This is a genomic window from Paenarthrobacter sp. TRD_SC_7 (assembly GCF_056156245.1).
This window is the reverse complement of the sequence record NZ_CM149587.1, coordinates 4,014,672-4,039,412: the sequence shown is the minus strand read 5'-3', so window position 1 is coordinate 4,039,412 and position 24,741 is coordinate 4,014,672. Positions and strand designations below refer to the sequence as shown.

The following is a 24,741-nucleotide window of genomic DNA, read 5'->3' as shown; positions in this document are numbered from 1 at the left end:
GAAATCATGAAAATTCTGGTCCTCACCATTCAGACGAATGAGTACAAATTCGTCAACAACTTCCTCATACCTGAATCACTGCACCGTCAAGGCCATGAGGTAGTCCTCGGCGACGTTGACACCTTGAGCTACCTCGAAGGTGAAATCCATTGCAAGCAAGCGAAATTCGATGGCGGCGCTGTCGGCGAACGTCACGATGTCATGGATCAGATGCGATCGTGTGAGGAATTCGATCTCGTTTGGGTGCTCGACTACAGCCACCCGGATCGAGAGAAGGAATTTTTCCAGCTCCTGTGGCTGCTGGAGCGTCGCATACCGTTCGTTAACGACCCCAGCGGACTGTTCTTCCTGAACAACAAAATCGGTATCGCGGCTCTGGATCTGCACGAGAACCTGCCCGAATCGTTCGTCTCCTGTGATGAGGATGTTCTTCGCCAAATCTGCGAATCACGGGCTGGCTCGGCGTGGGTGGTCAAGCCCCCGAACTCCGGCTGCGGTGCCGACGTGTTCAAACTATCCGCCGACGATGCGAACTTCTCGGCGCTGCTGCAGTCAGCAACCGGCAACGCGTACCAGAAATACGAAATGTTCACGCGTGAGGCATTTGGCCAGGCCGAAAAGTACGCCGTGCTCCAGGAGTTTCTGCCGCGACTGAAGGGAACAGAAAAGCGCGTCATGATTGCCGACGGCAAAGTCATCGGTGGTTTCAAGAAGACAGGCAAAGGATCCGAGTTTCGCGGAAACGCATCTACCGGAGGCGACATCGGTGCTCTGGAACTTGATGCTGACGAATTGGCTCTGAGCGAGAAGATCGGCAACAAGCTAAAGGAGTTCGGCATTCGGTTCGTCGGCATTGACATGGCTTACCCGTACCTGGTCGAGCTCAATCTCGTAAACCCTGGTGGCATCAACTATCACAAGAAAGCCACAGGAGAAGACATCGCGGACGTCCTGACCAAGACAGCGATCGAAGGCGCCCTACTGGTTGGTTCCAAGTAGCCCTGGCGACGAAGCCGTACACAGGCGGGAATTATGGACTGGCTGAAGGACTAGAGGTTACTTCCGGCTGTTCCTGTCACACTGACAACCGGCCCTCGTGACTCACGGGGTTCTGATGAAGACGGCGACTTCGCTCATAAGAGCTAAGCGATGGCCGGCGCCCGGGAAGGAGTGCCGGCCATCCACTGGCGAGTTCTGAGCGCCCTGAAGACTGGCTGACGGATCGGCTGCACAAACCTCGGCGGGTTGGCTTGGCAGGCTCTGCCGGGATTGCGCACGTCCTGTCGTCTACCTCATGAAGGACCAGTCCATTTAAAGGGAGAGGATCAGCTGAGGATCCGTTGAGTTCGGTTTTGCGGGGGAGCTTCCTCCTCGCGAACCGCATTGCACACCCATGGCCAAGCATGAAGCGCCAATATCCTGAAGGGGGCAATGGCATGTGAGGCTTTTGACAGTGGTTGAACTGAAATCAAAGGACTAGAGGCGCAGACTTGTGGCCCGGCTGACGCACCGTCCCTCGATCAATAGCGTAGGCTTCCTCAGAACTTGGGGGCCCTATCACCACTCGGTGGCTAGGATCAGCAACAGCATTTCACCGGAAAGCTAATACACACACAATTGGGGGCAGTTGCAATGATGTTTGGGGAAGGGCTCTTTGACAACGGGCGACCTGAGTACGAGAAAGAACTCGGCGGGGTCGTTACGGAAGCGAAAGTTCTGATAACCGTTAAGGCTGCACCCCAGCCTTCAACAAACCACGGTGACACCGTGTGCGTGGCAGGTCTGAAAATGACCGACAACGGCCCGGAGTGGATCCGGCTGTACCCCATCCCTTTCCGCTATCTGGAGACTGACGCGAAGTTCAAGAAGTACGACATCGTGAATTTGAAGGTGACGCCGGCTGTCAGGGATCGGCGGCCTGAGAGCTACACGCCGATACTCGACTCGTTGATCATCGAATCGCACCTTGACCCATGGAAGCCACGCCATCCCTACGTAGATCCGCTCATTGGCGCGTTCAATACATGTGAACTCAATGCTCGCGCCTTGGGCGGATCTGCTGGCCCGTCCTTAGCTGCAGTTGTGCCCGCCGATGTCGACAAGCTCGAACTAACCCGTTTCGGGGGATGGACCCCGGAACAGCAGGCCAAGATGGAATCCCACTTGAACCAGGACACGCTGTTTGGACCCAAGACTGACAAATCGATCCTGTCCCCGCCACGGTTCGAGGGTCACTATCGGTATCGTTGCGCTGGCAGGGTCTGCAAAGGGCACCGGCAAGGCCTGCTGGATTGGGAGTTCACAGAACTTCAGCGCCGCCACGTGGGGGACACTGATGAGGCTGCAAAAGATGCCATCAGGAAGAGGTTTTTGGATCAGCTGTGTGCACCGGCCCGTGGCCCAGTGTTCTTTCTGGGCAATCAGCTGAAACGGCCCCAGGCTTTTGGGGTCTTGGGAGTCTACGCAGCCAACGCCCGTTAGCTGTTCACCAAGGCTTCCAGGCGTTGCTTCACATGGGACAAGACGAATTTCCGGTGGCAGCTCAACTCGCTGGCTTCAAAGCACAGCACGGCTACGCGCTGCTCCGAGGCAAGCGTAGCTAGTTCCTCAATCTTTTCAAGGGCGATGTCACCCTCGATCAGGGACTCATACCGCTCGCCCGCTATCTTGGCCGCCTCCGTACCGGGTGCCCAGAAACCTTCGCGATTGTCTTTGGGATTCCCCAACGCGGGCATGTGTCGGTAGTCGATTCCAGCTCCGGCCAGCGCCTCGGTTAAAGCCTTCTTCGAGAAGCCCTTCTTGCGTGAGATCGGGTTCAAGCGAACGTCGACGACTGCCCCAATTTTCCAGGCCGTCAGTTCTTCCAGGAAGGACGTAATGTCTTTGCCCTCGTACCCGACACCGATGACGCCGCTTGTTTCAGTCCACATGGTTTCATTCTTGCACGGAGGCAAAATCGGCCCGGCACAGGCACCTGCCCACTCCTGCTCTGCCAGGAGTCCATAGACTGGCCAAGGCCCCAAGGTTCATCGGCTGTCGAGTTTGGCGAGTCGTTCGCCGATGCGGCTTCCGTCCCGGCGGGCCTTCGGGCAGCGGTCCATCCATCTTTGGAGGACAGCGATTTCTTCCTTTCTCTGACCGAGCTTCCGGTGAACGATGGCGGCCTGCTCCGTGTACCAGGGCGCGGGTTCCCGGCCGCCGGCGTCGCCTTCAGCGGCCTGGATAGCCTTGTAGCAAAGGATGAGAGCCTCTTCATTGCGGCCCTCGCGTTTGAGCTGTTTGATCGGTTCAACCAGTTCGAGGTAGTGGACCCCGTCGACCATGCCCCGTTTGAATTGGGCGGCGCGTTCGCCGCCGCCCTCCAACGCTTCCTGGACCATGGCGCTAGCGTCAGCGTGGGCTTGATTCTTCCGGTCATGCGCTGTGAGCGCTGGCGGGTTCTCCGCTGAGTACGCCCACTCCGGCTCACCGTCGCCGAGCCACACGTAGGCCTTCGCTAAAAGCTTCTGATCGCGCTCGATGTGCAGTTGGTACCGGGCGGGGAGGCTGACACCTTCCGCCAGGGGCAGTTCTTGCGCCGCAGAGGACGGGAGGGATCCGACCTTTTCGCCATCCACCAGCACGGAGACCGCCGTCGGGTTGGCCGGGTTTTCGGGTACCCGCTGGAGCTGGGCCGTGGTCTCGTAATAGCCGCGGGTGCCGAGACCTTCACGGTCAGTCAAAGCCGCAACGGCATCACGTGAGAATGTCGTGGTGCCGGCTACTTCCACGCATGGATTGAATGTCAGCGTTATCCGGAGAGCGGGTGGTGCCGGCGTTGCTGGGGTCTTGACCCCAGACGCGGGAGGAGCGGCGCTTCCGTTTGTTAGCTTCCGGATCCATTTGCCAAGCCCCACTGATTCCCCCTGAACGAGTTTTTGTCGGCAACTGTGCCAGCGTCGATGCTACCAACCCTAACGGGAGTCATTTCTGCGGTGCATCGATGGGTTCGCGAAAAGCGAGCTAGTGCTTAAGGCCGTCAGTTTCCGGCAAACATGATTTTCAGCAGTGGTTTTATGAAGCTGATTAAACAGGCTCGAACAGTGTCCCAAACGAGAAATGGCTCCCGATTTGGGAGCCATGTGATAACCGTCGTCTCTGGAGGGGGAGGTTCGTTCCTCAGGTTATCACATGCATTAAAATGCTGGTCTCTCACACTCGACCGCCATAAGCGGCCAATTCGTCCGGGAATCGACCGCCGGTCGAGTAGCCGGCCGGCCCTGCATCCCAGTGCTGGCGCTGTTTTTGGGTCGCAAATGACCCCCACTCGACCAAAACGACCACGGAGGGGACATGCCTCTATAGGGAGATTGCTTTCTTTCTAGAGAGTGCTGATAAGGTGGCAAATGGACTTCTACAAGTGCAATTGCCCCTTTGCAAATCTGCGCTAAACCATAATTCTCTTTTATCGTAATGGGGCTGATCTACGGATGAAGCATGGACGGCTTGATCTTCCCAGTGGACGAGCTGCGAGCCTAGTTCGCTGCCTTTCTTGAGGCCATAGGCGAGGAGGTTGCCTGGCCGGAGGACTAAAGATCCTTCAGTGAGGCGGCTGCCTGACTTAACGGGCTATCGAACCTTGAAGGATGAAGGTCGGCTGATCCTCTGTCGTACCGCCACTATCAGAGGGCGTGCCGCCACGGTCCCTGCCTTCAAATAACCAAGAACCTTTCTGATGCTGCTGCCGAATTGTTCTTTGCTACGCCAGTTTTGCGTCAGTTCCCATGCTGTTCGGGTGAAGTGCACAGCTAGCACGACAATGACAAGCGAGATCACCAGGCCAGCCACTGAGGCGGCCACGATCATCACCCCCGTGATGTGCACCAGAAGGACGGTGGAAATCACCACAGTGGGTGCGTCAAGAAGTTCCATATTCATTTCTCGTTGTGCGGATTGGTGGGCTGGTCTTGCTCAGGTCCTGAAGGCGGAAGCCTTGCGACCAGGCAGGCGGCTGGCGGGCCTGATCGGGGTCGTACCGGAGGCAGCCCGACAGCGCCGCCTGGTCGGTACAGCCGGTTGTGAAGTTCACTCCAGCGATGCCCCGGACGGCCAAGCCAACGACAGCAGGCACGGCAAATGCCCGCCAGTGTTCGGCCCGGTGTCGTTTATGGCACCACTCTTTCCGGGTCGTTCCCCCCACAACACCATGCCTCTCTGGTTTCAGTTTCGTCTAAGCCTAGCGATGGGCCGCGCAGGCGTTCGTTAGCAACGCGTCACGGACTTGCCTCAATCGCGGGGGAGGGATCTTCGGCGATGCACTGCCCCAATAGGCGGCAGCTGTGAGGCGGACGTGTAAGTGGAACGACCCACCTGCAAAGCCAAGACAAAGTGGTCCCGGTTGTGTTTGGCTTTTGTTGCAGACTTCGGCTCAGTGACAAGGACGAGAAGAGAAGATGGCAGAACCACGACCTCTGGACATCACCTTCGTTGCCCGGCTCGGCAAAGTACGACCAGGTGACACTTGGACCTGTGTTCAGCTACCCGATTCAGCGAAGATCTTTGGAACCCGTGGCTTGGTCAAAGTGGCCGGCACCGTTGACGGGCACCCCTTCACCGGGGCCTTCATGGCACTGGGAGACGGTACGCACAAACTCCCGGTGGCCGCTCCGGTCCGCAAAGCCATCGGGAAGGACGACGGTGACGCCGTTGAAGTTCACCTCACTCAGCGCCTGAACTGACAAGGTCATCCCGCCTCAGGCCACTTCAGACGGCTCGAATGTGCCCGACCGGCGTCACCGAACGCTCACGCGCCTTTGTGCATAGAGATTCCTACTTCGGCGGAGTTCGATGCCGCGGGTGCGTCAGTAGCGCGAAGCCGCGAGCTTGCGGTGCGCCGAGGCGCGGCCTGTGGCTTCCGGACCAAATGTGACTCACAGCCTTACGGCGGGACGTAGTGCTGCCGCAGATGCGCGGTGCTGTCAGCTGTTCCAACCGTAAACTCCGAGGTCAGGAGGCCAGTCGGTCCGCATATCGCGTTTGGCCGATCGCACCGGACCGGCTTTTCCACTCCATGAATGCCGTGGCGGTTATCTGGAGCTGAACACTGCCATTGACACGCCGCCGACGCCTCGTAGATACTCATCCCAAATCGATTTGGGGTCTGGTCACAACATCAGTCCCAAGCAGGTAAAGAAGTAGTTTCCATAGGCGCAGCAGACCAACGTCGGTTGTACGGCCCTACCGGGCCGTCGCTGCACCAACCTGACTTTCAGGCCCTTCAGATGACAGACCATCTTCGAGAGAAGTTATGCATCATGGAACGTACAAAGCTTCACCCCGTGGACGAAGTTCCACCCCTTCGACGCCTTATTCCCTTGGGACTGCAACACGTGATGGTCATGGTTGCGACTCCACTTTCAGCAGTCTTCCTCGTCAGCCAGACCCTCCGACTATCCGACTCACTCACTACCAATTTGCTCAGCGCCACGTTCATACTCTCGGGCCTGGGGACGCTCCTGCAGTCGTTCGGCCCGTGGAAGATGGGCGCGAAACTGCCGTTCGTCATGCTCCCGGGCGGCGCTCCAATCATCATGTTCCTCATGATTGCCCAAGAGCACGGCCTACAGATGGCTACCGGCGCGGTGATCCTCACCGGCGTGTTCTACTTCGTGGTTCTTCCGCTGTTTACGAGACTGCTCAGATTCTTCCCAACGGTCGTAATCGGAACAATGATCGTCGTCATTGGGATCAACCTGGTGAAGCACTCCGCTTTGCTCATAACGGGTCAACCCAACACGGCTGGCTTCGGGCGCTTCGACCACCTCACGCTGGGTGTCGCCACGATCCTCCTCATCGTGCTCTTCTATCGTTTCCTTCCGCGGTCTTGGCGGCCGGTAGCTGTTCTGCTGGGCATGGTGGGAGCCACCGCCATTGCCGCGCCGATGGGCCTGGTGAACTTCAGTGGCATCGCCGAGGGCAACGTCATCGCTCTTCCCCAGTTCCTGCCTTTCGGACCTCCCGAGTTCGACCTTCTGGCCTCGCTCCCGCTGCTGATTTTCAGTATCGCCTCAATGGCAGAGGCGACCGGCCAGACAGTCCTCAACGGTGAGGTTGTTGGCAAGGAAATCGTCGCCAAACGCGATGCGCCGAAAACTATCCGCGGTGATGCGATCATGTCGCTCCTGGGAGGCCTGTTCGGGACCTCGCTGATCGTCACCAGCGGCGAGAACATCGGCATCGTCAAAGCAACAGGAGTCCGTACCCGATTCGTCACAGTCACGGCCGGGTTCATCCTTATCCTTATCGGAATCCTCGCGCCCGTTGGACGACTGATGGCGGCAATACCTACGGCTGTCGTTGGCGGCACGGCGGTCATCGTCTTCTCAATCATTCTGGCCATGGGCATCCAGATGCTACGGCGCGTGGACTTCCAAGACCATCGAAACACCATGATCGCCGCGGTCGCCCTCTGCGCCGGCCTCATGCCCACCCTCGTACCAGGCATGTACGACCAACTACCGCCCAATGCCCGCATTCTGCTGGGCAGCGGTGTCGCAATGACAGCTTTCGTCGGCGTCGTGATGAACATTCTCTTCCTGCACCTGGGAAAAAGCTCCGGCCCGGGGGCAAACACGGCAGACGAAGAATCCCCAGCACCTGAAAACCAAGTGAAAGAGTCCCTGTGAACACTCCAATATCCATCAAGCATTTGAACTCCGACGAGATGCTGCTCCTGCCGGAACTGCTTCTGCTCCCCACCGGTCCCGTGCGGGACCATGCGGTGGTTATCGCCGATGGTGTTTTCCGCGAGGTGGGCCCGGCTTCCAAGCTCGTGGCAGAGAATCCGGCACTTTCACCGGTCCGCTTGAATCACCACCTCCTCATGCCAGGCTTCGTAGATACCCATCACCACCTGACCCAAAGCTTCGGCAAATCGATGATCTGCGGCGAGCCGTCCGAGATTTTCCGCCGGCTGTGGGTCCCGTTGGAGCAGCACCTCGACGACGAATCAATCTACGTGGCCTCGAAGCTGGCCGCCTTGGAGTCACTTCGAGGCGGGTTTACCACAGTCTGTGACGCGGGAACACGAGCAAGCGTTGATGTAGGAACGGTCGCAGCTGCAACCCAGGACGTCGGCCTTCGTACCGTGCTGGGTTACATCTGCAACGACGTTGCTCCCGACGGTTCCGCGTTGGATTACGCAACGGTCATGCATGGTGCGGAGCGCCATCTCAGCCGTTGGGACGCTGGGTCCCTTGTCCACCCGTCATTGGCTGTGTCCATCCCTGAAGCAGCAAGCGAATCTGTCCTTCGCGATACTTCACTTCTCGCCCATGAAGCTGGGGCCGTTTACCAGGTTCACTTGAACGAACACCTGGCCTCGGTCGAGCGCTCCATCGAACGCTGGGGGCTCAGACCACTGGAATACATGGATTCGGTCGGCGCTCTCGGCCCGCAAACGCTGGCCGCCCATGCCACTCTCCTGACACCGTATGAACTCCGGCTACTCGAAGAAACAGACTGTGCTGTTAGCTACAACCCGGTCGCAAGCGCATGGAAAGGAAACGCCGTAGCACCAGCCTTGTACTTTGCAGAGAGGGCCATTCGCTTCGGGATCGGCACGGACGGCACCAGAAGCGACGGCTTCCGATTGCTCGACATCGCCGAACTGGCCCAACGCCTGGCATTTGGAATCCAAACCGGCGACTCCTCCTGCGGCGGCGGCTGGACATGGCTGCATCACGCGACCCAAGGAGGAGCTGAAGCCGCGGGTCTTGGGGCGATCACTGGAGAGATCGCGGTGGGTAAATCCGCTGATTTCCTCGTACTGGATTGGTCCGTCCCGGAAATGCAGCCATCGTGGGATCCCAGCTGGGAGCTCGTCCGGTATGCCAACCGCGATCAGATCATGGCGGTCGTCGTGGCCGGCAAGCTAAGGCTCTGGGAAGGATGGCCCGTGGATTGGGACGCCCAAGCCTTCATGGTTGAAGCTCAAGAGGTTGCCTATCGTGTCATGGCAAAAGCACCCGTCCGGCGCCTGCATCCAACTGCCACCGAACATCAACTCTTGCGTCAGCGCTCCAAAACCGGCACCCCCTCTCTAGTGGGCTAATGCCCTCCGTGGCGCCGAGGGGAGTCTCTTCGGCGCCACGACCTTGGCTTTGCCGCAAGAAAACCAACAGAAGGAAACAAGTGAGCACCCAAATATTCATCCTGGTGGCGATAACCGTAGCCGTGGCATCCCTGGTGCAGGGAAGCACGGGGATGGGATTCGCCCTGATCGTGGCCCCTGTCGTCGGGCTTTTTGAACCTCAGCTGTTGCCGGTGCTGTTGCTGGTTCTCATGTTGCCCCTGAACGCCTACGTTGTCTGGCGGGAACGCCACGCACTCGATTTACGTGGAGCAGGCTGGATCACCATCGGCCGGATAGCCGGAACAGCCGGTGGATTCTGGGTACTCGTCGCGGTTCCCCCTTCGGGCTTGAGCCTGCTCATCGGAATCTCGACAATTCTTGCCGCGCTCGTTTCCCTGATCATTCCATCCTTTAAAGCCGGACGAGGGGCTTTGCTGGCGGTAGGAACGGTCACAGGCATCACCGAAACAGCAACTGGTATCGGGGGACCCCCCTTGGTCCTGGCCTACCAGCACCGGCCAGCGGCGGTGCTCCGCTCAACAGTGGCGTTCTGTTTTCTCGTCGGGGAGATTATGTCCCTGGCTTTGCTCGGGGCAACCGGCAACGTCCATTTCGAGCAGTTCCAGATGGCGTTGTTCCTTCTGCCGGCACTGGCCATCGGTGCCGTTGCCAGCGCAGCGATTCATCACCGTCTCGGAGGCAAGCGCATGAGGACCATCGTGCTCACCTTCGCCCTCGTCTCAGGAGTCGCTGTGCTGTTCCAGGGGTGACCGGTCAACCATGACGGACGATGCCCGCGGGATCAGTTCAGGTTCCGGGCCGAGGACGACGTGCCGGGAGTGGTTCCCGGAGCGGTGCTCAAGGAGCAGATCAACGGCGAGGTCAGCGGCATCGGCCAAGTGAAGGTTGACCGCTGTCAGCGGGGGCACACACGTCTGGGCCCGGAGCCCGTTATAGCGGGTGACCACCCTGACATCCGCGGGGATTCTCTTGCCGCTTTCGTGGAGGCCACGGACGACGCCGACGGCGAAGGCATCCACCAATGCACAGATACCGTCAACCTCAGGATGTGACTCCAGGAGGGCGAGGCCAGCGCGATACCCGCCGGCCTCGCCCTCCTCTTCGTCCAATCGAATGACGAGCGGCTCAAGCTGGTGTTCCGAGGTGAAGTCCTCGTAGGCCCGGGAGACATCAATATACGAGTGCCTCTGTTGGGAGCCAATTATCAGGGCAATGCAACGGGAACCCTGCTCAAACAGGTGCTCTAGCAGAAGGTTCCCTGTTCGGTAGGACTGCATGTCGATGTACGGGATCTGAGTCTCCGCCTCCGGCTGTCGGCCCAGGCTCACCACTGGAACACCGAGTGCACGCAGCCGACTGGTCGCCGGGTCATTTTCCTCAGGTTCAACGACCACCGCGCCGTCAATATCGAACTGATCCAATTCCGGCCGTTGTTGCAGCGGCGGTACGAGAATCATGGCGAAACCATTCAACAGGGCCGTTTCCGCCGCAGAGGCTGCCACCTCCATGAAGAAGCCAAGTTTTGAAGGTCCCGCAGCAACCGAAGCGGGCATCGAAGCCACGAGGCCAAGGGTCTGGGCACTACCTGTCCGGAGGCGCTGGGCCCGGACATTGGGCCGATAACCCAATTCCTCGGCCGCCAAGTGCACCCTCGCTTTGGTGCCGGGGTCAACGTATCCCCGATTGTTTAGCGCGTGTGAAACCGTCGTCCTTGATACGGCTGCCACACGTGCGACGTCACTAATCGTGGGACGTTTCTCCGAACCCAATCTCTTTCCTCCCCGCCTGCTGGTGCTCGAAGAGTACCACGCACCCTTTGCCCGTCTTCTGGGCAAAAGATGCGAGCCGAAATGCGTCGTTTGGGTCACCTAAACAGCCATTGCAGCACGGCCCCGGCCCCAAGAACCAGAAAGCAGCCGTCCTCGGTGGACAGCTGCTTCCTGCTGGTTCAGATGTGATTAAGGAAATTTGTTATCAGGACCGAAGGGCTGCCGCTTCTTCGAGGTTCTGCCCTTTGGTTTCCGGTGCCATGAAGAAACTGACGGCCGCTCCTACAAGGGCGATTCCTGCCGCGATCCACATGGTTCCTGAAAGTCCGAGGTGGGTCAGAGCCAAGGGGGTCGCGAACGTGCCGATGGCCGCACCGATTCGACTCGTGCCGGTGCAGAGACCAACAGCCGTTGCCCTGACTTTGGTCGGGAACAGCTCGTTGGGATAAATCCACTCCAGGATCGAAGGGCCGCCGTTGAAGATGGCGTAGAAGGCGAAGGCCAGGGCAATCAGGGCCAAGGGTGCGTCGGGGAAGACGGCGAGGAAAACCAAGCCCACACCGGAAAGGATGAAGCCCCAGATCAGCACAGGACGCCGACCGAGTTTGTCGACCACAAGAAGGGCAACGACGTTGCCTACAAGGAAGAACAAGTTGATCAGTCCGTAGCCGATGTTTGCTTCGTCGCCTGACTGGAGATTGAACAACGCCAGGATCTGGGGCCCGAAGGCGTAGATCGAGAACAATGTGACGATGGTGCAAGTCCAGAAGACAGAGATGAAGATGACACGGTTCAGGTACCCGCCGGTCAAGACCAGTTTGAACGCTTTCGCAGTGCTGAGTTTGGCGGCATTCGGGTCGTGGGCTGTAATGCCCTCCAAGGTGGCGCTCTCGCCAATCGTCTTCTTCAGGATGTCCAGCGCTTCCTGGTGCCGGCCCTTGCCAACCAGCCAGTGAGGAGATTCAGGGATGGTGGCTCGGGCGACGAGGATCAACACTGCTGGTACCGCAGAGGAGAGCAGCATCCAGCGCCAACCGTCCTCAAACGACAGCAACCAGTAACCGACGAAGGCTGCCACTGTGGCACCGACGAACCACATGGCGTTGAGGCCTCCGAGTAACCGGGCCCGCCAGTTCTTGGGAACAAACTCGGCGACCAATGCTGTGGCGATGGGGTAGTCAGCGCCCACAGCGATGCCGATGAGCAGCCTGAGCACGAACAGCTGCCAGGGTTCCTGGACGAAGAATTGGGCAATGGAGAACACGATGATGGCGATGAGGTCGATCGTGTACATGAGCTTTCGCCCGATTTTGTCGGTCAGGTTGCCAAAGATCAGGCCGCCGAGAAAGACCCCGACCAAGGCAGAGGCGCCAATGAGGCCGTTCCACCAGTCGTTCATCTGCCACGCCGGAATGACTTGGACCAAGGCGATGCCAATGATGGCCAGGATGTAGCCGTCCAGGAACGGACCGCCTGAACTGAACAGGGTGAGGCGTTTGTGAAAGGAATTCAGCGGTGCCGAATCAATGGTCATTTGAGACGCGGGGGCTGGTGCTTGGGAGAGCATGGGTGGTTCCGATCTGAGGAGGAGGGAAAACGACGTTGGTAACCCAACAGATCCGTGACCGTGGTCCGGTTAGGCTGTTACGGCTGCGACGGCATCGATCTCGATGCGCTTGTCGCCTCTGAACCGGGCAACTTCAACGGTGGTCCGGGGAGGCAAGGGGTGGCCGCTAAGCCGGGTGAGGTAGGCGGCGTTGTAGTCATCAAATTCGTCCAAGTTGGCGAGGAAGACTGTAAGTTTCAGAAGTTGGGACAGGTCTGATCCCGCCTGTTCGAGCGCGTGCTCGAGGTTGTCGAAGGCTTGAACAACCTGACCGGCGATGTCTTCAGGGACTGTCCCGTCCCCACGGGCCGGTATCTGGCCGCAAAGGTAGACAATTCCGGCAGCGGCGGCGGAGGCGGAATAGGGCCTCGGTTTACCGTCGGTGAACTGGGTGCGGGTGATCTCGCTCATGCGTCCTGCACCAAGAACTTCCGCGACAGCTGATACATGGTTTGCCAGTCCTTCTCTCGCATTCTTAGCGCCCAGGAGCGAACGTGCTCTGTCTGCTGGTCAGTGCATAAAGAGTCGGGGAGGGACACCACCACGGTTTGCTTGCCGGTTGCTGGCTCGGGTATGAGGGCAACTGTGGCTGCGGGGATTGCCTGGGGTGTTCTTGTCACCGTCCCGTCCTGCACACTCAGGTAGTGAGGGCGGGAGCTGTCAGTGGTGTTCATTGCTGGGCCGGTGACTGCGATGACCAGCCGTCGTTGCGTTGTTGCCGTACGACGTATCAGCAGGTCGATCCATAGGAGCTCAGGAATGATCGAGTCATTTGCTCGGACCAGTCTCGTCCCGCTTTCGGCGCCGCAATCGGCGAGATCCAAGAGCTGCAGGGCAGTTCGCAGCGGAGGTTGCCCTGGGCAGTGGAGCGTGAACGCAGTGTCGCCTGTTTGGGCGGAGTCCTTGAATAGAGTCGGCCGTTCCGGCGTTTTCCAGTCTGCCTTCAGCAGTTCGTTGAGTAGTGCGAGTCCTGCATGTGTCTCTGATTCGGCACGGAGAACCGCCAGAGCTCCTTCCTGCGCTTCAGAGGGATCGGCGCCGGCCGAGCACAGGGCGCGGAAAGCCGCTTCAGTGATTTCCCGAGGCTGGACGGAGATCACTGGGGGTGTGTGCTGATCTTCCGGAGCTGCTCTGGTGAGGTCAAGCATGGGCGTGTTCCTTCGTGGTGTTCATGACTTCGCTAAAAAGCCGGCTCCAGTTGCCGCCCATCACGGCGGTGATGGTTTGATCAGTGAGGCCCGCGGTGGCAAGACCGTTGGTGAGCTGGGGGAAATCCAGGGGTCCATTGAACCAGGCGGGCCAAGTCGGCCAGGTGGGTGCATCGTGAGGGTCAGTGGGTTGCCAGCGGCCGTTGCGAAGCCAGCCGACAAACTCTTGGTTCCAGCCGCGGGTGCAGTCGCTGCCGATACCGATACTGCTTGGACCGTACTGGTCAATCATGCGGGCAACCATTGCGCAGAAACTCTCAATCGTGACGTGTTCACCGCCGCTGACAGTTGGGTAGAGACAGCAACCGATGACTCCGCCCCGGTCCACCAAAGGCTGAATGACTTCGTGGGGCTTGTTCCGGGGGGTGTCGTAGAACCAGAGAGGGTTCGAATGCGTGATGGCGACCGGCGCCGTTGAGGCCTCAATGGCGTCCAGACTGGTTCGGTATCCAACATGGGAGAGGTCGATGAGCATGCCGACACGGTTCATCTCTTCGACAATGACCCTCCCGTACCGGGTCAGCCCGGCGTCGTCGGTTTCGAAGCATCCGCTGCCAATGAGGTTCTGGTTGTTGTAGGTCAGCTGAGCTATCCGGATCCCAAGGCGATGGAAAATTTCAACGTACCGGTAGTCGTCTTCGAAGGGGCTGGCATTCTGGAATCCCAAGAATACGGCCACCTTGTTGTGCTGCTTCGCGAGCTCGATGTCGGCACCGACGGTGGCCAGGAAGACCAGATCCGGGTTGCGGTTGACGAGGTCCAGCCATTCGCCGACTGATCGGAGAGTATCCGCAGCATTTTCCCAGACAGCGCACGTGGCGTTGACAGCACTGACACCACCAGTGCGCAGTTCTTCCAGGACGGACCGGCTCCAGTTGCTGATCTGCAATCCGTCCACAACGGTTATCTGGTCGTGAAGGCTCATGACTCTGCCTTGTTCGGCGCGGTGGGGAATAGCCAGTCGTCCTGGTTATGGCCTTGGTTGATGTCGGCGGCACGCGGTGCGCCGCTGAAGAGCGTCACGCGAAGCCAGTCAGTGGACTGAGGGCTGAAGTTGTTCATACCGTAAGTGGCCAATTGAAAGCGTTGGGTACTCAGGGGCAGGAACTCCGCATCTATGAGGTTGTCCTGCAGTTCCCCGTACCGGTAGGGCCGCGTTTCTTGCACACGGGCTGCGGCGAACCGGTGTTCGGGGTGGGCCAGAAGGAATTCGGCGAGCTGTGACCTGGCAGGAAAGCGGTGGAGGTCTTTGGCGAGAGCCTGGATGCGGCGGGCTATGTCGGTGCTGTGCTCGGGCCTATCCGAGGGTTGACCGGCCCGTGGAGCGCGTCGGGGTTCTTCATTGGCCGCCGAGGAGAACCAGAAATAGTGCTCCCTTTCAGGGTTCGTGAAATCGAAGTCTTGGGTCCAGGCGTAGTTTGATTCCAGGATTTCCCGAAGCTCCCAGCAGCGCATGGCGGCATCGAACGGCGCTGCACGATCGACTCGCAGCAGTTCTTCTGCCGTGTCATCAAAGCCGTCCTGGAGTTCGATCACGATGGAGGCAAAAATTCCTCGGATCTCGGGGCTTAGGTCCGCTGCCAACTCATGAAGATCCTGGAGGACCGCAACTGGCTCGGACTCCGACTGCATGTAATGGTGAAGGTGCTCGTCCAAGTGTTTGAGCTGCTGGCGGATGGTTACTGCAGGCAGGAAGGGGGCGGTGTGGAGACCGTCCTTTTCGGCGAGGTGGCGATCGGCGTCAGCGAGAAGACCGGCGACGCGCGCGAGGTGGGGATGATGAGGTGCGTAGAGCAATTCAAGCCCCGTGGCGAGAGGGATTTCCCGCAACCGGCACCATGCGTCCAAGTAACCGGGATGGTTGATCACAAACGGGACCATCCCTAACCCGGTGGCGTTGCCGAGGCCAAGGTAGCGGCCCCACTCGGCGTCCAATCGAACCGGGGTTGTGCCCGACGCTGCGGCTTTAGCTTGGGCAACGTGCTCGACCATGTCCATGCTGAGTTCGCGAAGCAGCCAGGCGGCAAGCATCTGCGATCGGTACGGCACGCCCAGCGGGTGGTCGGCGGGAATGGCGGAGAACTCCTTGAGCCCGAACTTTCCATTGCCATAGAACGCCGTGCTGCGGATCAGGTACGGGCTGGGACCAATGGTCTCTACCTCGGGCTGCGCTCCGCGGGACAAGCAGTTGCTGACGTAGTCGAAGAAGCGGGCGCTGCGGTTCGCCCGCGTCAGGATGATCGTGTTCGGGTCGACGCGGCCTCTCTCCTGAACGGGAACGTTGAGTCGCAACTGCTCTTCGCGTTCCGGGGTGAGTTCTCCTTCAACGAGGGCGGCGGTAACGTCCCACGCGTCGGCGATGACCCGGTCTGTGCGTTCGCTCTCCTGCAGGGTTCGGCAAAACGCAACAAAGCTCAGCTGCCGTCCTTCGGCGTCCACCGTATAGACGGCGGTACCCCTGGCATCTGCATCGAAATCGAGACGGCTGGTGGTCACGGTCCACCTGCGTGATGCTGCGCGGCGGAGCAGGGCTCGGGCGAAACTGTGCCTGGTGGCCCACGCACCGTTCATGTCAGCGCTGGAGAGCACAAGCTCCGGAGGTCGGAGTTCCAGAGATGTTCGTTCGTCTTGCAGTGTCATTGTCATGCCTTCTCGGGTGCGAGGCGAAGGTACGCGGTTTTTTCATGAGTGAAGAACGCAGCTGCCGCGGCACTGTTCTGTTCTCTGGGTCCGGCAAAGGTGGAGTCCTTCATTCCGCCGAAGGGAGCGTGAAGTTCCGAACCTGTTGAAGGTGCATTCACCTTGACCAGCCCGGCGTCCAAGTAAGTGACGCAGCGTCGTACGGCCCGCTCGTCACTGGTGAAGACAGAGGCTGTGAGGCCGAAGGCAGTGTCGTTGGCCAAAGCGATGGCTTCGTCCAGAGAGTCTGCCCGGAGAACGGTAACGACAGGCCCGAAGACTTCTTCGCGACAGATCGTCATGGAGGCGGGCCCCTTCAAGATCGTTGGCTGAACGTAATGCCCTCCGGTGCCGGTGGCGGTGCTGGCACCGGGGGCAGGGGATTGGGCCAGAATTTCTCCGCCTTCGGCCATGGCCTGTTTGATGGCTGAGGTGATTTCGTCCTTGGCAGAAGCGGAGACAACCGGGCCGATCTGCACTGATGGGTCGGTTCCTGGCCCCACAACCAGCGAGGCAACGAGTTGCTGGACTCTTTCGAGGAACGCTTCGTGTCCGTCGCCGACCAGGATGATCCGCCGGGTGGCGGTGCACTTTTGGCCCGAAGAACCCATAGCCGCGGTGACAGCGCTGGTAGCAGCGAGTTCCACGTCCGCATCGGGCAGGACGAGAGTGGCGTTGTGTCCGCCGAGTTCCATCTGGAGCTTCGCTCCCCGTCCGCAGACAATCCCGCGAATATGCCGGCCCACGGGAACGGAACCGGTAAAGGTCACGCCCGCGATGGATGGATGGGAAACGAGTTCGGATCCCAGCGTGCCTGGGCCGAGAAGTAGATTGGCGACGCCGGCCGGCACGCCTGCTGTTGCCAGGATGTCCACGAGGAATGCTGATACTCCGGGGGTATGGCTAGCAGACTTCCACACCACGGTGTTGCCGTGCAGAAGTGCTGGTGCGATCTTCCATGCCGGGATCTGGAGCGGAAAGTTCCATGGAGTAATGACTCCCACGATGCCCAGCGGACGGCGTACAGTGAGGATCCGCTCGTCAGGATGACTGGACGGATACTCTGTGCCGACCGGGTTCCGGGCCGAACTCCCGTGGTAATCGAAAGTATCTGCGGAGGCCTCAACTTCCATCCTCGACTCGGCAAGGGTCTTGCCATGTTCGGCCGTCATGAGGCGGGCTATTTCATCTGATCGTTCACGGATCAAAGTTGCGGCGGCGGACAGTATCCGGCCTCGCGCGAGGATTCCAAGTCCGTCCCAAGCCAGCGCGGCCGAAGAGGCGGCGTCAACGGCACGTGCCAGGTCTTCGGAGCCTGCCTGGTGGTAGGTGGTGACGGTCTCATGGGGAGCCGCTGGATTGTGACGAGATGTGGTTTCACCGTTTCCCTCGATCCAGTTTCCGTTGATGAAGCTGGTGGCTGGCTTTGTCATGACGGGCATTCTCTAACCTCTGTGTTCGGTGTTCTGTGACTGTCCTCACGATCAACGGTAGACCTGACAAGCGGGACACTGAAGTATCTATTCAGTGCCAATCGATATTCGTTTAGTCTTGTTCTCATGAACCTTCGCCGCCTTGAGCTGTTTGTCGCAGTAGCCGAAGAGCTGCACTTCAACCGTGCAGCTGAGAGGCTGCATATGGCGCAGCCGCCTCTGAGCCAGCAGATCCGCAAGCTGGAGGAGGAGTGCAAGACCACACTGTTCGAGCGGAATTCCCGCAATGTCCAACTCACTGCTGACGGCCGGCTTCTCCTGAAGCATGCCAGGAAGCTCTTAGGTCAATACGCCGTGATGACCGCTGCCCTACAGCAGTCGAGGGAAGGTGAGATTGGCCGGCTGCGCCTCGGGTTTGTTTCGTCCGCGGCCATTGCTGCCCTGCCACCTGTTGTTCGGGAACTTCGGTCAAAATGGCCGGGTATCGAGCTTGAACTCCGCGAGGAAACCACCGACGCCCAGATCGATCTCATAGGCGCTGGTTCGCTGGATGCTGGAATTGCCAGGGAAGTCCGAGCCGTGCCGGGGCTAAGCTCAGCACTCCTTCAGAATGAGCGGCTCATCGTGGCAGTGTCGGCTGATCATCCATTGGCAGCGCGGCCGTCTGTCCGGCTCGGAGAACTGCAGGGACAGAAATTCATTGCATTCCCCCGCACCCGCATTTCGCGTCTGTTCGACCATATCTCCTCTCTTCTCCGGGCCGCGGACGTGGACTTCGACCTCGCCCAGGAAGCGGTGCAGTTCCCCACCATTCTTGGCCTCGTCGCTGCCCATCTGGGGATTGCGGTGGTTCCGGAATCGCTGCGGGCCTTTGCAATACCCGGGTTGTCTTACCTGGACATTGAAGACGCCAATGCCATTTCCCGGGTCAGTCTCATCTACGGCAATGAGATGGCCGAGTCACCGCTTGTCAGCAAAGTGAGGGAGGCCTGCGTGAAGACAATGGGGGAGCCCAAAAAGGGCTGACGCGAAACCATGGCTCAAGGCCCAAGAAAGCGCATCCTCGGTTATAGCTGTTCTATCCAACCCGGCGACGTTGGCACTTTCAGGGCGTTGTCGGGCAACCTATCTGCTCGGCAAAAGCGAGCATGGCCTCGCGGGCCAAGTCGACGGTGACGAGCCTGTTGCCTGCCACAATGTGCAGGCTGTAGGCGTCCTCGAGGGCCACCATGTTCATAGTCGCCTGATCGAGATCGGTGGAAATACTGAAGACGCCGGACGCATTGCCTTCCTCAAAGATCGCACGATAGGTGGCAGTCTGTCGCAAGTACATCTGCTGGACCAAGGTGTCGTGAAGGTCCGACTGTCCGGCCATGAAATCGAACTCGTAGAGCAGTCGCATGAGTGCGTCGTCGGGTCCGCTGGGCAGGCCGGCGGCAATCGCTGCCCGCAGTTTGTCAGCGGGTGATTCGAGTTCTGCCACCACGCTGTCGCGGTGGTCGCAGAACCGCTCCGTTCCCGCGCGATGCGCCTCCACCAGGAGGGCGTCAAGGTCGTCGAAGTAGTAGAGCAACGCCCCTCTGGTCAGCCCGGCCCTTTTTGCCACATCGGTCAGGGACAGCGAGCGCAGGCCTTGTGTGGAGGCCTCCTTGAGTGCCGCTTCGACAAGTTCGGAGCGGCGCTGTTCCTGAGTGTTGGGTCTTGCCATGCTCTTGACACTATCCGATGTGAGCTGCCACACTCCAATAGTTATTTGACGCTGACGTCAAAAAACTAATTCCAACCTGAATGGACTCCCATGGAACAGCCCATTACTTCCGTTCCGGCGCAATCCCCAAGCTCCCCAAGCGCCGGGACCGGACGAAACTATGACGCCTCCTTGTCCCGTAGCCTGGGCCTTGGAGGAAACATCCTCATCACTCTGTCTTCGATCTCCCCGGCTTCCAGCGTCTTCATCCTCGGCGGCGCCGCACTAACGGCGTTCGGTACGGGGGTGGTGTGGGGATTTCTGATTGCCGGTGTTGTCAGTATTCTCGTGGCCTTTTGCTATGCGGAACTCGCGTCCGCCTACCCTGTGGCAGGTGGCGACTACTCCTTGGTTTCCAGGGCATTGGGGCCGGCGTTTGGTGTCGTCACCTTTTTCATCAGCTTGGTCTCCCTCCCCTTGATTGTGGCGGTCTTCGCGCTGGGTGTTGCCGATTATCTGGGAGTGGCGATTGCAGGGCTGTCACCACAGCAGACTGCGCTGGCGGTGGTAGTTCTCACCACCGTCACCGCCTGCTTCAATATCAGGGCGAACGCCTGGCTGACCGGTGTCTTCCTGTTCATCGAGATGGCCGCACTTGTCCTCCTTGCAGTCTTGGGCCTGATCCACATCGAGCGACCAGTGGAGTCTCTCTTCACTGCCCAAGCCTTGGACCCGGCCACCGGTTCATTGGCCCCGCTGGCGATCTCCGGGCTCATGATCGCCGTGACACAGGGCATCTTCTCCTTCAACGGTTACGGGGGAGCGGTCTACTTTGCCGAGGAAACGAAGAATCCCACCAAAACGTTGGCCCGTGCAGTGATTTGGAGTGCGGCTGTGACTATCGCCGCAGAAATCATCCCGCTGGGAGCAATCCTTCTGGGGGCTTCATCGCAAGAGGAGCTGTTTGGCTCGGCGCTGCCTGTCGAGGCCTTCTTGAGCGAGCGTGCAGGGGAAGCGCTGACCATGCTGGTGCTGTTGTCCGTGGCGTTTGCGATCGTCAACGCGATCATCGCCATCACCCTCCAAGCGGGGCGCCTGCTGTACGCAGCGGCACGTGATCAGGCGCTGCCCGGTAGCCTCTCCCGCGGCCTGCGTCGGGTCAGCAGCAAAGGCCATGTGCCCGTTGCCGCCACGGCCGTCATGGGCCTGTTCGCATTTCTGGCGTGCTTCTTCCCGATCGATATCCTCCTCACTGCCACGGGTTCCACACTCACTTTTAGCTATCTCTTCATTGCGCTGGCCGCCATCAACCACCGCCGGACCAACCCCAACCGGGCCGGCTACAGGATGCCATGGTGGCCGTTGCCTCCCGCCTTGTGCATCGCTGCCCTTTGCTTGGTCTTCATTGTGGCCATTCTGGATCCGGCGCAATGGCTGAGCCTGGGCATCTCGTTGCTGTTCGTGGCCGCCGGTTTCGCTTACTACTTCCTGTACCTCCGGCCGCGGAGCGGCACCCACCTGCTGTTGCTTGACGCTGTTGTTGACGAGGAGAACCACATTGCTTGACTTGCTGCTCCACAACGGAACTGTCCGCACTTTTGACGGCGCCGGCTGGGCCCAGGCCGTCGGTATTACCGGCGGATTCATCACCTATGTCGGAACAGACAGCGACGCGCCGGCGGCCCGCCGTCGGATCGACCTGGGCGGAAGGTTGCTGACGCCCGGCATCATCGACAGTCATAACCACCTGCTTCTTGGATTCGATCCGGACGCCGTCAGCCTCGAGGGGGCCCACTCCTTGGGGGAAGTCCGCCAGCGCATCGCCGATCATGCCAGGGAGCGGCCGGACTTGGACTGGGTGTGCGCCGAAAACGCCGTGTATTCCGTGGTGGAAGGTCGGAGGCCCAACGCTACGGACCTGCAGGGCCTGACTGACCGCCCGGTGTTCATCACCACGTACGACCAACACTCAGTGTGGCTCAACGACGCCGCCCTGCGAGTGCTCGGAATCGATGGTGGCACATCCATCCCATGGGGCCGTCCGGAAACCGGTGCCGATGGCAAGCCGACTGGCTGGGTCACGGACTTCTATACGAGCGCCATGACAACTGCGGGACTGCGAGGACTCCAACGCGACGTCCCCATGTATTCTTCGGACCGCCGCTACCGGCGCATCACCTCAAGTTTGGCGATGGCTGCGGCGAGTGGCATCACCACAGTGATCGAGCCCCAAGTGCCTTTGGCGGAACTTGACCTGATGTACCGGGCGCGACGGGAGGGGAAGATGCACTCTCGGGTGATCACAGCCCTCTTCCATCCCGTTGGTTCCGATTCGGGTTTCCGTAAGGATCTTCGCGAGGCAGTTCATAGTGCGCCAGTGGACGACATGCTCCGGCTTGGGCCGGTCAAGCTGTACGCCGATGATGTGATCGAACCACACACAGCTGCCATGCTTGCCGACTATGCCAACAGGCCGGGCCACCGGGGGTCACCGAGCATACCGCCCAATGAGTTCACGGCGATGCTCGGCGAGTTGGACCGGATGGGCTTCCAGACGCATACGCATGCTACCGGCGACATGGGTGTGCGAATGGCACTTGACGCGATTGAGCACGCCCAGCGCCATAACCGCACCACCGATCGCAGGCACGGGATTGTGCACGTGGAGTGTTTGGACGACGCCGACCTGCCCAGGTTCGCCCAGCTGGGCGTTGTTCCGGCTATGCAGCCGCGGCACTGCTCACCCGACCTGGTTTCGGGAACGTGGATGGACAACGTAGGCGAGGAACGCTGGAACCGGGCCTGGCGGTTCAAATCCCTTGCCGATTCGGGTGCCCGGTTGGCCTTCTCCAGCGACTGGCAAGTGGGCGAGATGGATCCCCTTGTGGGCTTCTACTCGGCCCTGACGAGGGCGGGGCTCGACGGCGGCTCGGCTTGGACACCTGATGAGCGGCTTGACCTGGATACAACCCTCCGGGCCTATACGCAAGGTGGCGCGTGGGCTTGGCATGCAGAAGAGGAGCTGGGGGTCATCCGCTTAGGCGCGAGGGCCGACGTCGTGGTCTGGTCGGCCAACCTGTATGCGCTGGAAGCCTCGGAACTTCTCGGTGAGCGGGCTGACTTGACGATTGTCAATGGTGGAGTGGTCCACGACGCCCGCCGAGAGTACGGCGAGGAACCTCCAGTGCCGGCCGCTGCGGCGTATGCGAACCATGGCATCCCTTCCTCGGCGCACTCAACGTGCTCCCATTGAGGGGCAGGGCGCTTGCCGCATCATGCAGGATACGGGTGTTGGGGCGACCGTGGGATCAGGTCAGCGAGTACTTTCCTTACGCTTTTTGACCCTTCGGATGATGAGCCACACTATGAGGGCGGCAATCCCTGCGTACACGGCGTAATTGAGGAATCGTGAGTACTGGTCCACCAAGTGATATTGCTTTCCGAGCAGTGCGCCCGCTCCAATGAGCAGGGCGTTCCATACGCCGGTCCCGGCCACGGTAAAGACGCTGAACGTCATCAGGTTCATGCGTTCGGCACCAGCCGGGAGGGAGATAAGGCTGCGCACGCCGGGTAGCAGCCTGCCAAAGAATATTGCTGATTTACCGTGGCGCTCGAACCAATCAGCGGCCTTCTCGAAGTCTTCCCGATCAACCAAAGGCAGTTTCGAAAGTAGCTTGATGGACCGTTCCAACCCCACCTTGTACCCCAGCCAATAGAGGAGCATTGCGCCGGCATATGCCCCGAGGGTGCTGGTGACGAACACCAGGATCAGGTTCATGCTTCCCTGCTGGGTAAGGAATCCAGCCAGTGGGAGGATCACCTCGCTGGGTATGGGCGGGAATACAGTCTCCAGAAGCGTCAGCAAGCCCACGCCCCATTCACCGAGGGCTTCGATTACCTGCGCGGCGATACCGACAATCCCGCTCAATTCATCGGCTGCAGCAGTCGCCTTAAGAAAACTGATCAGGTCGATCTCCTTTCTTAAGCGACTCTCCTATTGAGGCCTGAAGCGCATGCTGCCGGTTCCAAAGGGAAGCCCAGTGATGGGGGACCACTGGGCTTCCACCTCAACGCTATTCCTATCCATGCCCTCGGGCAACAAGCAATGTCAAGAGGTTTTAGGCAGGTGAGTGAACGGCCACGGAGTCGCGCTCAACTGCCGGACAAGCGATCTTCACAGCGGACTCGAGAGGCGCGGCATCAATGCCCAACAACATCCGAACACCCGCAGCGCCTAGTTCATAGTGGGGCAGTGACACCGTGGAAAGTGGCGGCCGGAGGTGGGCGGCGATGACTTCCTGGTTGTCGAAACCCACCACGGCAATGTCCTCCGGAATGGAGAGGCCGTTTTCCCGCAGGCCATCGTAAAGTCCCATGGCCATACGGTCGTTGTAGCAGTACACCGCACTGACTCCAAGCTTGAGCAGATCCTCAGTGGCACCGTAGCCGCCTTCCTGATCCGGGTACGCTTCGAGCACCAGATCGGGATCAAAGGAAATTCCGACGGCTTCAAGTGCCTCCTTGTAGCCCTGGAGTCGGCCATCTTTGGCGGGTGCAGGGGTGGTGGTGTTGATAAACGCGATTCGCCGGTGGCCGCAGCGGAGCAGGATCTCAGTGGCCGACTGTCCACCTTGCGCCTCATCCGGTACTACGGCCCGCGCGGTCCCGGCGTCGGGGGAAAAACAGTTGACCAGGACAAAATCCGCCTCGCGAAGGGTATTCGGGATGTCGGTGGGGCGGTGGAACCACGTTGAGTAGAGGATGCCGCGGACTTTGTATTCCAGCATCATGGCGATGGCATCTCTTTCGAGGTCCTGGTTGCCTTCGGTGTTGGCTATCAGCAGTGCGTAACCATGTTTCCAGGCTTCATCCTGGGCACCATGGATGATCTGGCCCGCGAAGGGCGTGGTGGCTACGCCGTCGGCCACCAACCCGATGAACTTCGAGGTTCCGCTGACCAGTGTTTTGGCCATGGCATTCGGTCGGTATCCCAGTTGAGCGATCGCCTCAGTTACCCGTTGACGCGTCTCATCCGCAATGCGCGCGTTCTTCTTTTTGTTAATGACCAGGGAAACAGTGGCAGTGGAGACACCCGCTAGTTCAGCGACTTCGCGGAGGGTCACCGGATGCGCGCGGCCCGCTCTGGCATGAACGATGGGGGCGGCCGCGTTGCCTGAATTTTTCTCCTGCGAAATCATCTGTCCTCCTTCTGGAGTATATCCGTCT

General features: G+C 59.8%; 22 protein-coding genes and 1 pseudogene. 9 read left to right on the top strand and 14 right to left on the bottom strand.

All coding sequences use genetic code 11. The annotated features are described in order from the left end of the window. The first annotated feature begins 6 nt into the window (after positions 1-6). Positions 7-999 (top strand): ATP-grasp domain-containing protein, encoded by a 993-nt coding sequence (locus AC0J5Z_RS19250; protein ID WP_475035589.1) that lies wholly within the window; start codon positions 7-9, stop codon positions 997-999. Positions 1,000-1,788: 789 nt separating this feature from the next. Next, on the top strand, positions 1,789-2,481 hold the full coding sequence (locus AC0J5Z_RS19245; protein ID WP_475035587.1) for a hypothetical protein: 693 nt from the start codon (positions 1,789-1,791) through the stop codon (positions 2,479-2,481). On the opposite strand, the gene AC0J5Z_RS19240 is transcribed toward AC0J5Z_RS19245, so the two are convergent. The 3 genes from AC0J5Z_RS19240 to AC0J5Z_RS19230 form a co-directional block, all read right to left on the bottom strand. Beyond that, entirely contained in the window at positions 2,478-2,930 is a 453-nt protein-coding gene (locus tag AC0J5Z_RS19240; RefSeq protein WP_475035585.1) for a DUF488 domain-containing protein, read from the bottom strand. The genes AC0J5Z_RS19245 and AC0J5Z_RS19240 overlap by 4 nt on opposite strands. 96 nt (positions 2,931-3,026) lie before the next feature. Then, complete coding sequence (locus AC0J5Z_RS19235; protein WP_475035583.1) at positions 3,027-3,770, bottom strand: hypothetical protein; 744 nt, start codon at positions 3,768-3,770, stop codon at positions 3,027-3,029. Between the two features lie 838 nt (positions 3,771-4,608). After that, positions 4,609-4,911, bottom strand: a complete 303-nt coding sequence (locus AC0J5Z_RS19230; protein ID WP_475035581.1) for a hypothetical protein — start codon at positions 4,909-4,911, stop codon at positions 4,609-4,611. Between the two features lie 521 nt (positions 4,912-5,432). Between AC0J5Z_RS19230 and AC0J5Z_RS19225 the strand changes: the two genes are divergently transcribed. From AC0J5Z_RS19225 to AC0J5Z_RS19210, 4 genes are all read left to right on the top strand, one after another. Then, positions 5,433-5,717 carry a DUF1905 domain-containing protein gene (locus AC0J5Z_RS19225; RefSeq protein ID WP_475035579.1) on the top strand — a complete coding sequence of 95 codons (285 nt, stop codon included), beginning with the start codon at positions 5,433-5,435 and terminating at the stop codon, positions 5,715-5,717. A gap of 576 nt (positions 5,718-6,293) precedes the next feature. Next, positions 6,294-7,664 carry a uracil-xanthine permease family protein gene (locus tag AC0J5Z_RS19220; protein ID WP_475035577.1) on the top strand — a complete coding sequence of 457 codons (1,371 nt, stop codon included), beginning with the start codon at positions 6,294-6,296 and terminating at the stop codon, positions 7,662-7,664. After that, positions 7,661-9,091, top strand: a complete 1,431-nt coding sequence (locus AC0J5Z_RS19215) for an amidohydrolase family protein (protein ID WP_475035574.1) — start codon at positions 7,661-7,663, stop codon at positions 9,089-9,091. Before AC0J5Z_RS19220 ends, AC0J5Z_RS19215 begins: the two co-directional genes overlap by 4 nt. 80 nt (positions 9,092-9,171) lie before the next feature. Further along, positions 9,172-9,882 (top strand): sulfite exporter TauE/SafE family protein, encoded by a 711-nt coding sequence (locus AC0J5Z_RS19210; RefSeq protein ID WP_475035570.1) that lies wholly within the window; start codon positions 9,172-9,174, stop codon positions 9,880-9,882. Here AC0J5Z_RS19210 and AC0J5Z_RS19205 read toward each other — a convergent pair. The 8 genes and pseudogenes from AC0J5Z_RS19205 to AC0J5Z_RS19170 form a co-directional block, all read right to left on the bottom strand. Further along, a complete protein-coding gene (locus AC0J5Z_RS19205) occupies positions 9,853-10,686 on the bottom strand; it encodes a substrate-binding domain-containing protein (RefSeq protein ID WP_475039789.1) in 834 nt (277 codons plus the stop codon). The two genes, AC0J5Z_RS19210 and AC0J5Z_RS19205, sit on opposite strands and share 30 nt — an antisense overlap. 69 nt (positions 10,687-10,755) lie before the next feature. Further along, a pseudogene (locus AC0J5Z_RS19200) lies at positions 10,756-11,001 on the bottom strand (LacI family DNA-binding transcriptional regulator); the annotation flags it as partial. Positions 11,002-11,107: 106 nt separating this feature from the next. Then, positions 11,108-12,469 carry an MFS transporter gene (locus AC0J5Z_RS19195; RefSeq protein WP_475035568.1) on the bottom strand — a complete coding sequence of 454 codons (1,362 nt, stop codon included), beginning with the start codon at positions 12,467-12,469 and terminating at the stop codon, positions 11,108-11,110. 69 nt (positions 12,470-12,538) lie between these two features. Next, positions 12,539-12,919 carry a RidA family protein gene (locus AC0J5Z_RS19190; RefSeq protein WP_475035566.1) on the bottom strand — a complete coding sequence of 127 codons (381 nt, stop codon included), beginning with the start codon at positions 12,917-12,919 and terminating at the stop codon, positions 12,539-12,541. Continuing rightward, positions 12,916-13,656: a hypothetical protein gene (locus AC0J5Z_RS19185; RefSeq protein ID WP_475035562.1), complete on the bottom strand. Its 741-nt coding sequence runs from the start codon at positions 13,654-13,656 to the stop codon at positions 12,916-12,918. Before AC0J5Z_RS19185 ends, AC0J5Z_RS19190 begins: the two co-directional genes overlap by 4 nt. After that, positions 13,649-14,641 (bottom strand): membrane dipeptidase, encoded by a 993-nt coding sequence (locus AC0J5Z_RS19180; RefSeq protein ID WP_475035560.1) that lies wholly within the window; start codon positions 14,639-14,641, stop codon positions 13,649-13,651. The genes AC0J5Z_RS19185 and AC0J5Z_RS19180 overlap by 8 nt, the downstream gene beginning before the upstream one ends. Then, positions 14,638-16,356 (bottom strand): hypothetical protein, encoded by a 1,719-nt coding sequence (locus AC0J5Z_RS19175; protein ID WP_475035558.1) that lies wholly within the window; start codon positions 16,354-16,356, stop codon positions 14,638-14,640. The genes AC0J5Z_RS19180 and AC0J5Z_RS19175 overlap by 4 nt, the downstream gene beginning before the upstream one ends. A 2-nt stretch (positions 16,357-16,358) precedes the next feature. After that, positions 16,359-17,828: an aldehyde dehydrogenase family protein gene (locus AC0J5Z_RS19170; RefSeq protein ID WP_475035555.1), complete on the bottom strand. Its 1,470-nt coding sequence runs from the start codon at positions 17,826-17,828 to the stop codon at positions 16,359-16,361. 126 nt (positions 17,829-17,954) lie between these two features. Between AC0J5Z_RS19170 and AC0J5Z_RS19165 the strand changes: the two genes are divergently transcribed. Further along, the gene (locus AC0J5Z_RS19165) at positions 17,955-18,854 is read left to right on the top strand and encodes a LysR family transcriptional regulator (protein ID WP_475035550.1); all 900 of its coding nucleotides are present in this window, start codon (positions 17,955-17,957) and stop codon (positions 18,852-18,854) included. 79 nt (positions 18,855-18,933) lie between these two features. Here AC0J5Z_RS19165 and AC0J5Z_RS19160 read toward each other — a convergent pair whose 3' ends face one another. Further along, a complete protein-coding gene (locus AC0J5Z_RS19160; RefSeq protein WP_475035548.1) occupies positions 18,934-19,536 on the bottom strand; it encodes a TetR/AcrR family transcriptional regulator in 603 nt (200 codons plus the stop codon). 90 nt (positions 19,537-19,626) lie between these two features. Here AC0J5Z_RS19160 and AC0J5Z_RS19155 point away from each other — a divergent pair, with 90 nt between their 5' ends. Further along, entirely contained in the window at positions 19,627-21,081 is a 1,455-nt protein-coding gene (locus tag AC0J5Z_RS19155) for an APC family permease (protein WP_475035546.1), read from the top strand. After that, on the top strand, positions 21,074-22,768 hold the full coding sequence (locus AC0J5Z_RS19150; protein WP_475035544.1) for an amidohydrolase: 1,695 nt from the start codon (positions 21,074-21,076) through the stop codon (positions 22,766-22,768). Before AC0J5Z_RS19155 ends, AC0J5Z_RS19150 begins: the two co-directional genes overlap by 8 nt. 60 nt (positions 22,769-22,828) lie before the next feature. On the opposite strand, the gene AC0J5Z_RS19145 is transcribed toward AC0J5Z_RS19150, so the two are convergent. Next, entirely contained in the window at positions 22,829-23,443 is a 615-nt protein-coding gene (locus AC0J5Z_RS19145; RefSeq protein ID WP_475035540.1) for a DedA family protein, read from the bottom strand. Positions 23,444-23,633: 190 nt separating this feature from the next. Next, on the bottom strand, positions 23,634-24,713 hold the full coding sequence (locus AC0J5Z_RS19140) for a LacI family DNA-binding transcriptional regulator (RefSeq protein WP_475035538.1): 1,080 nt from the start codon (positions 24,711-24,713) through the stop codon (positions 23,634-23,636). Positions 24,714-24,741 lie beyond the last annotated feature (28 nt).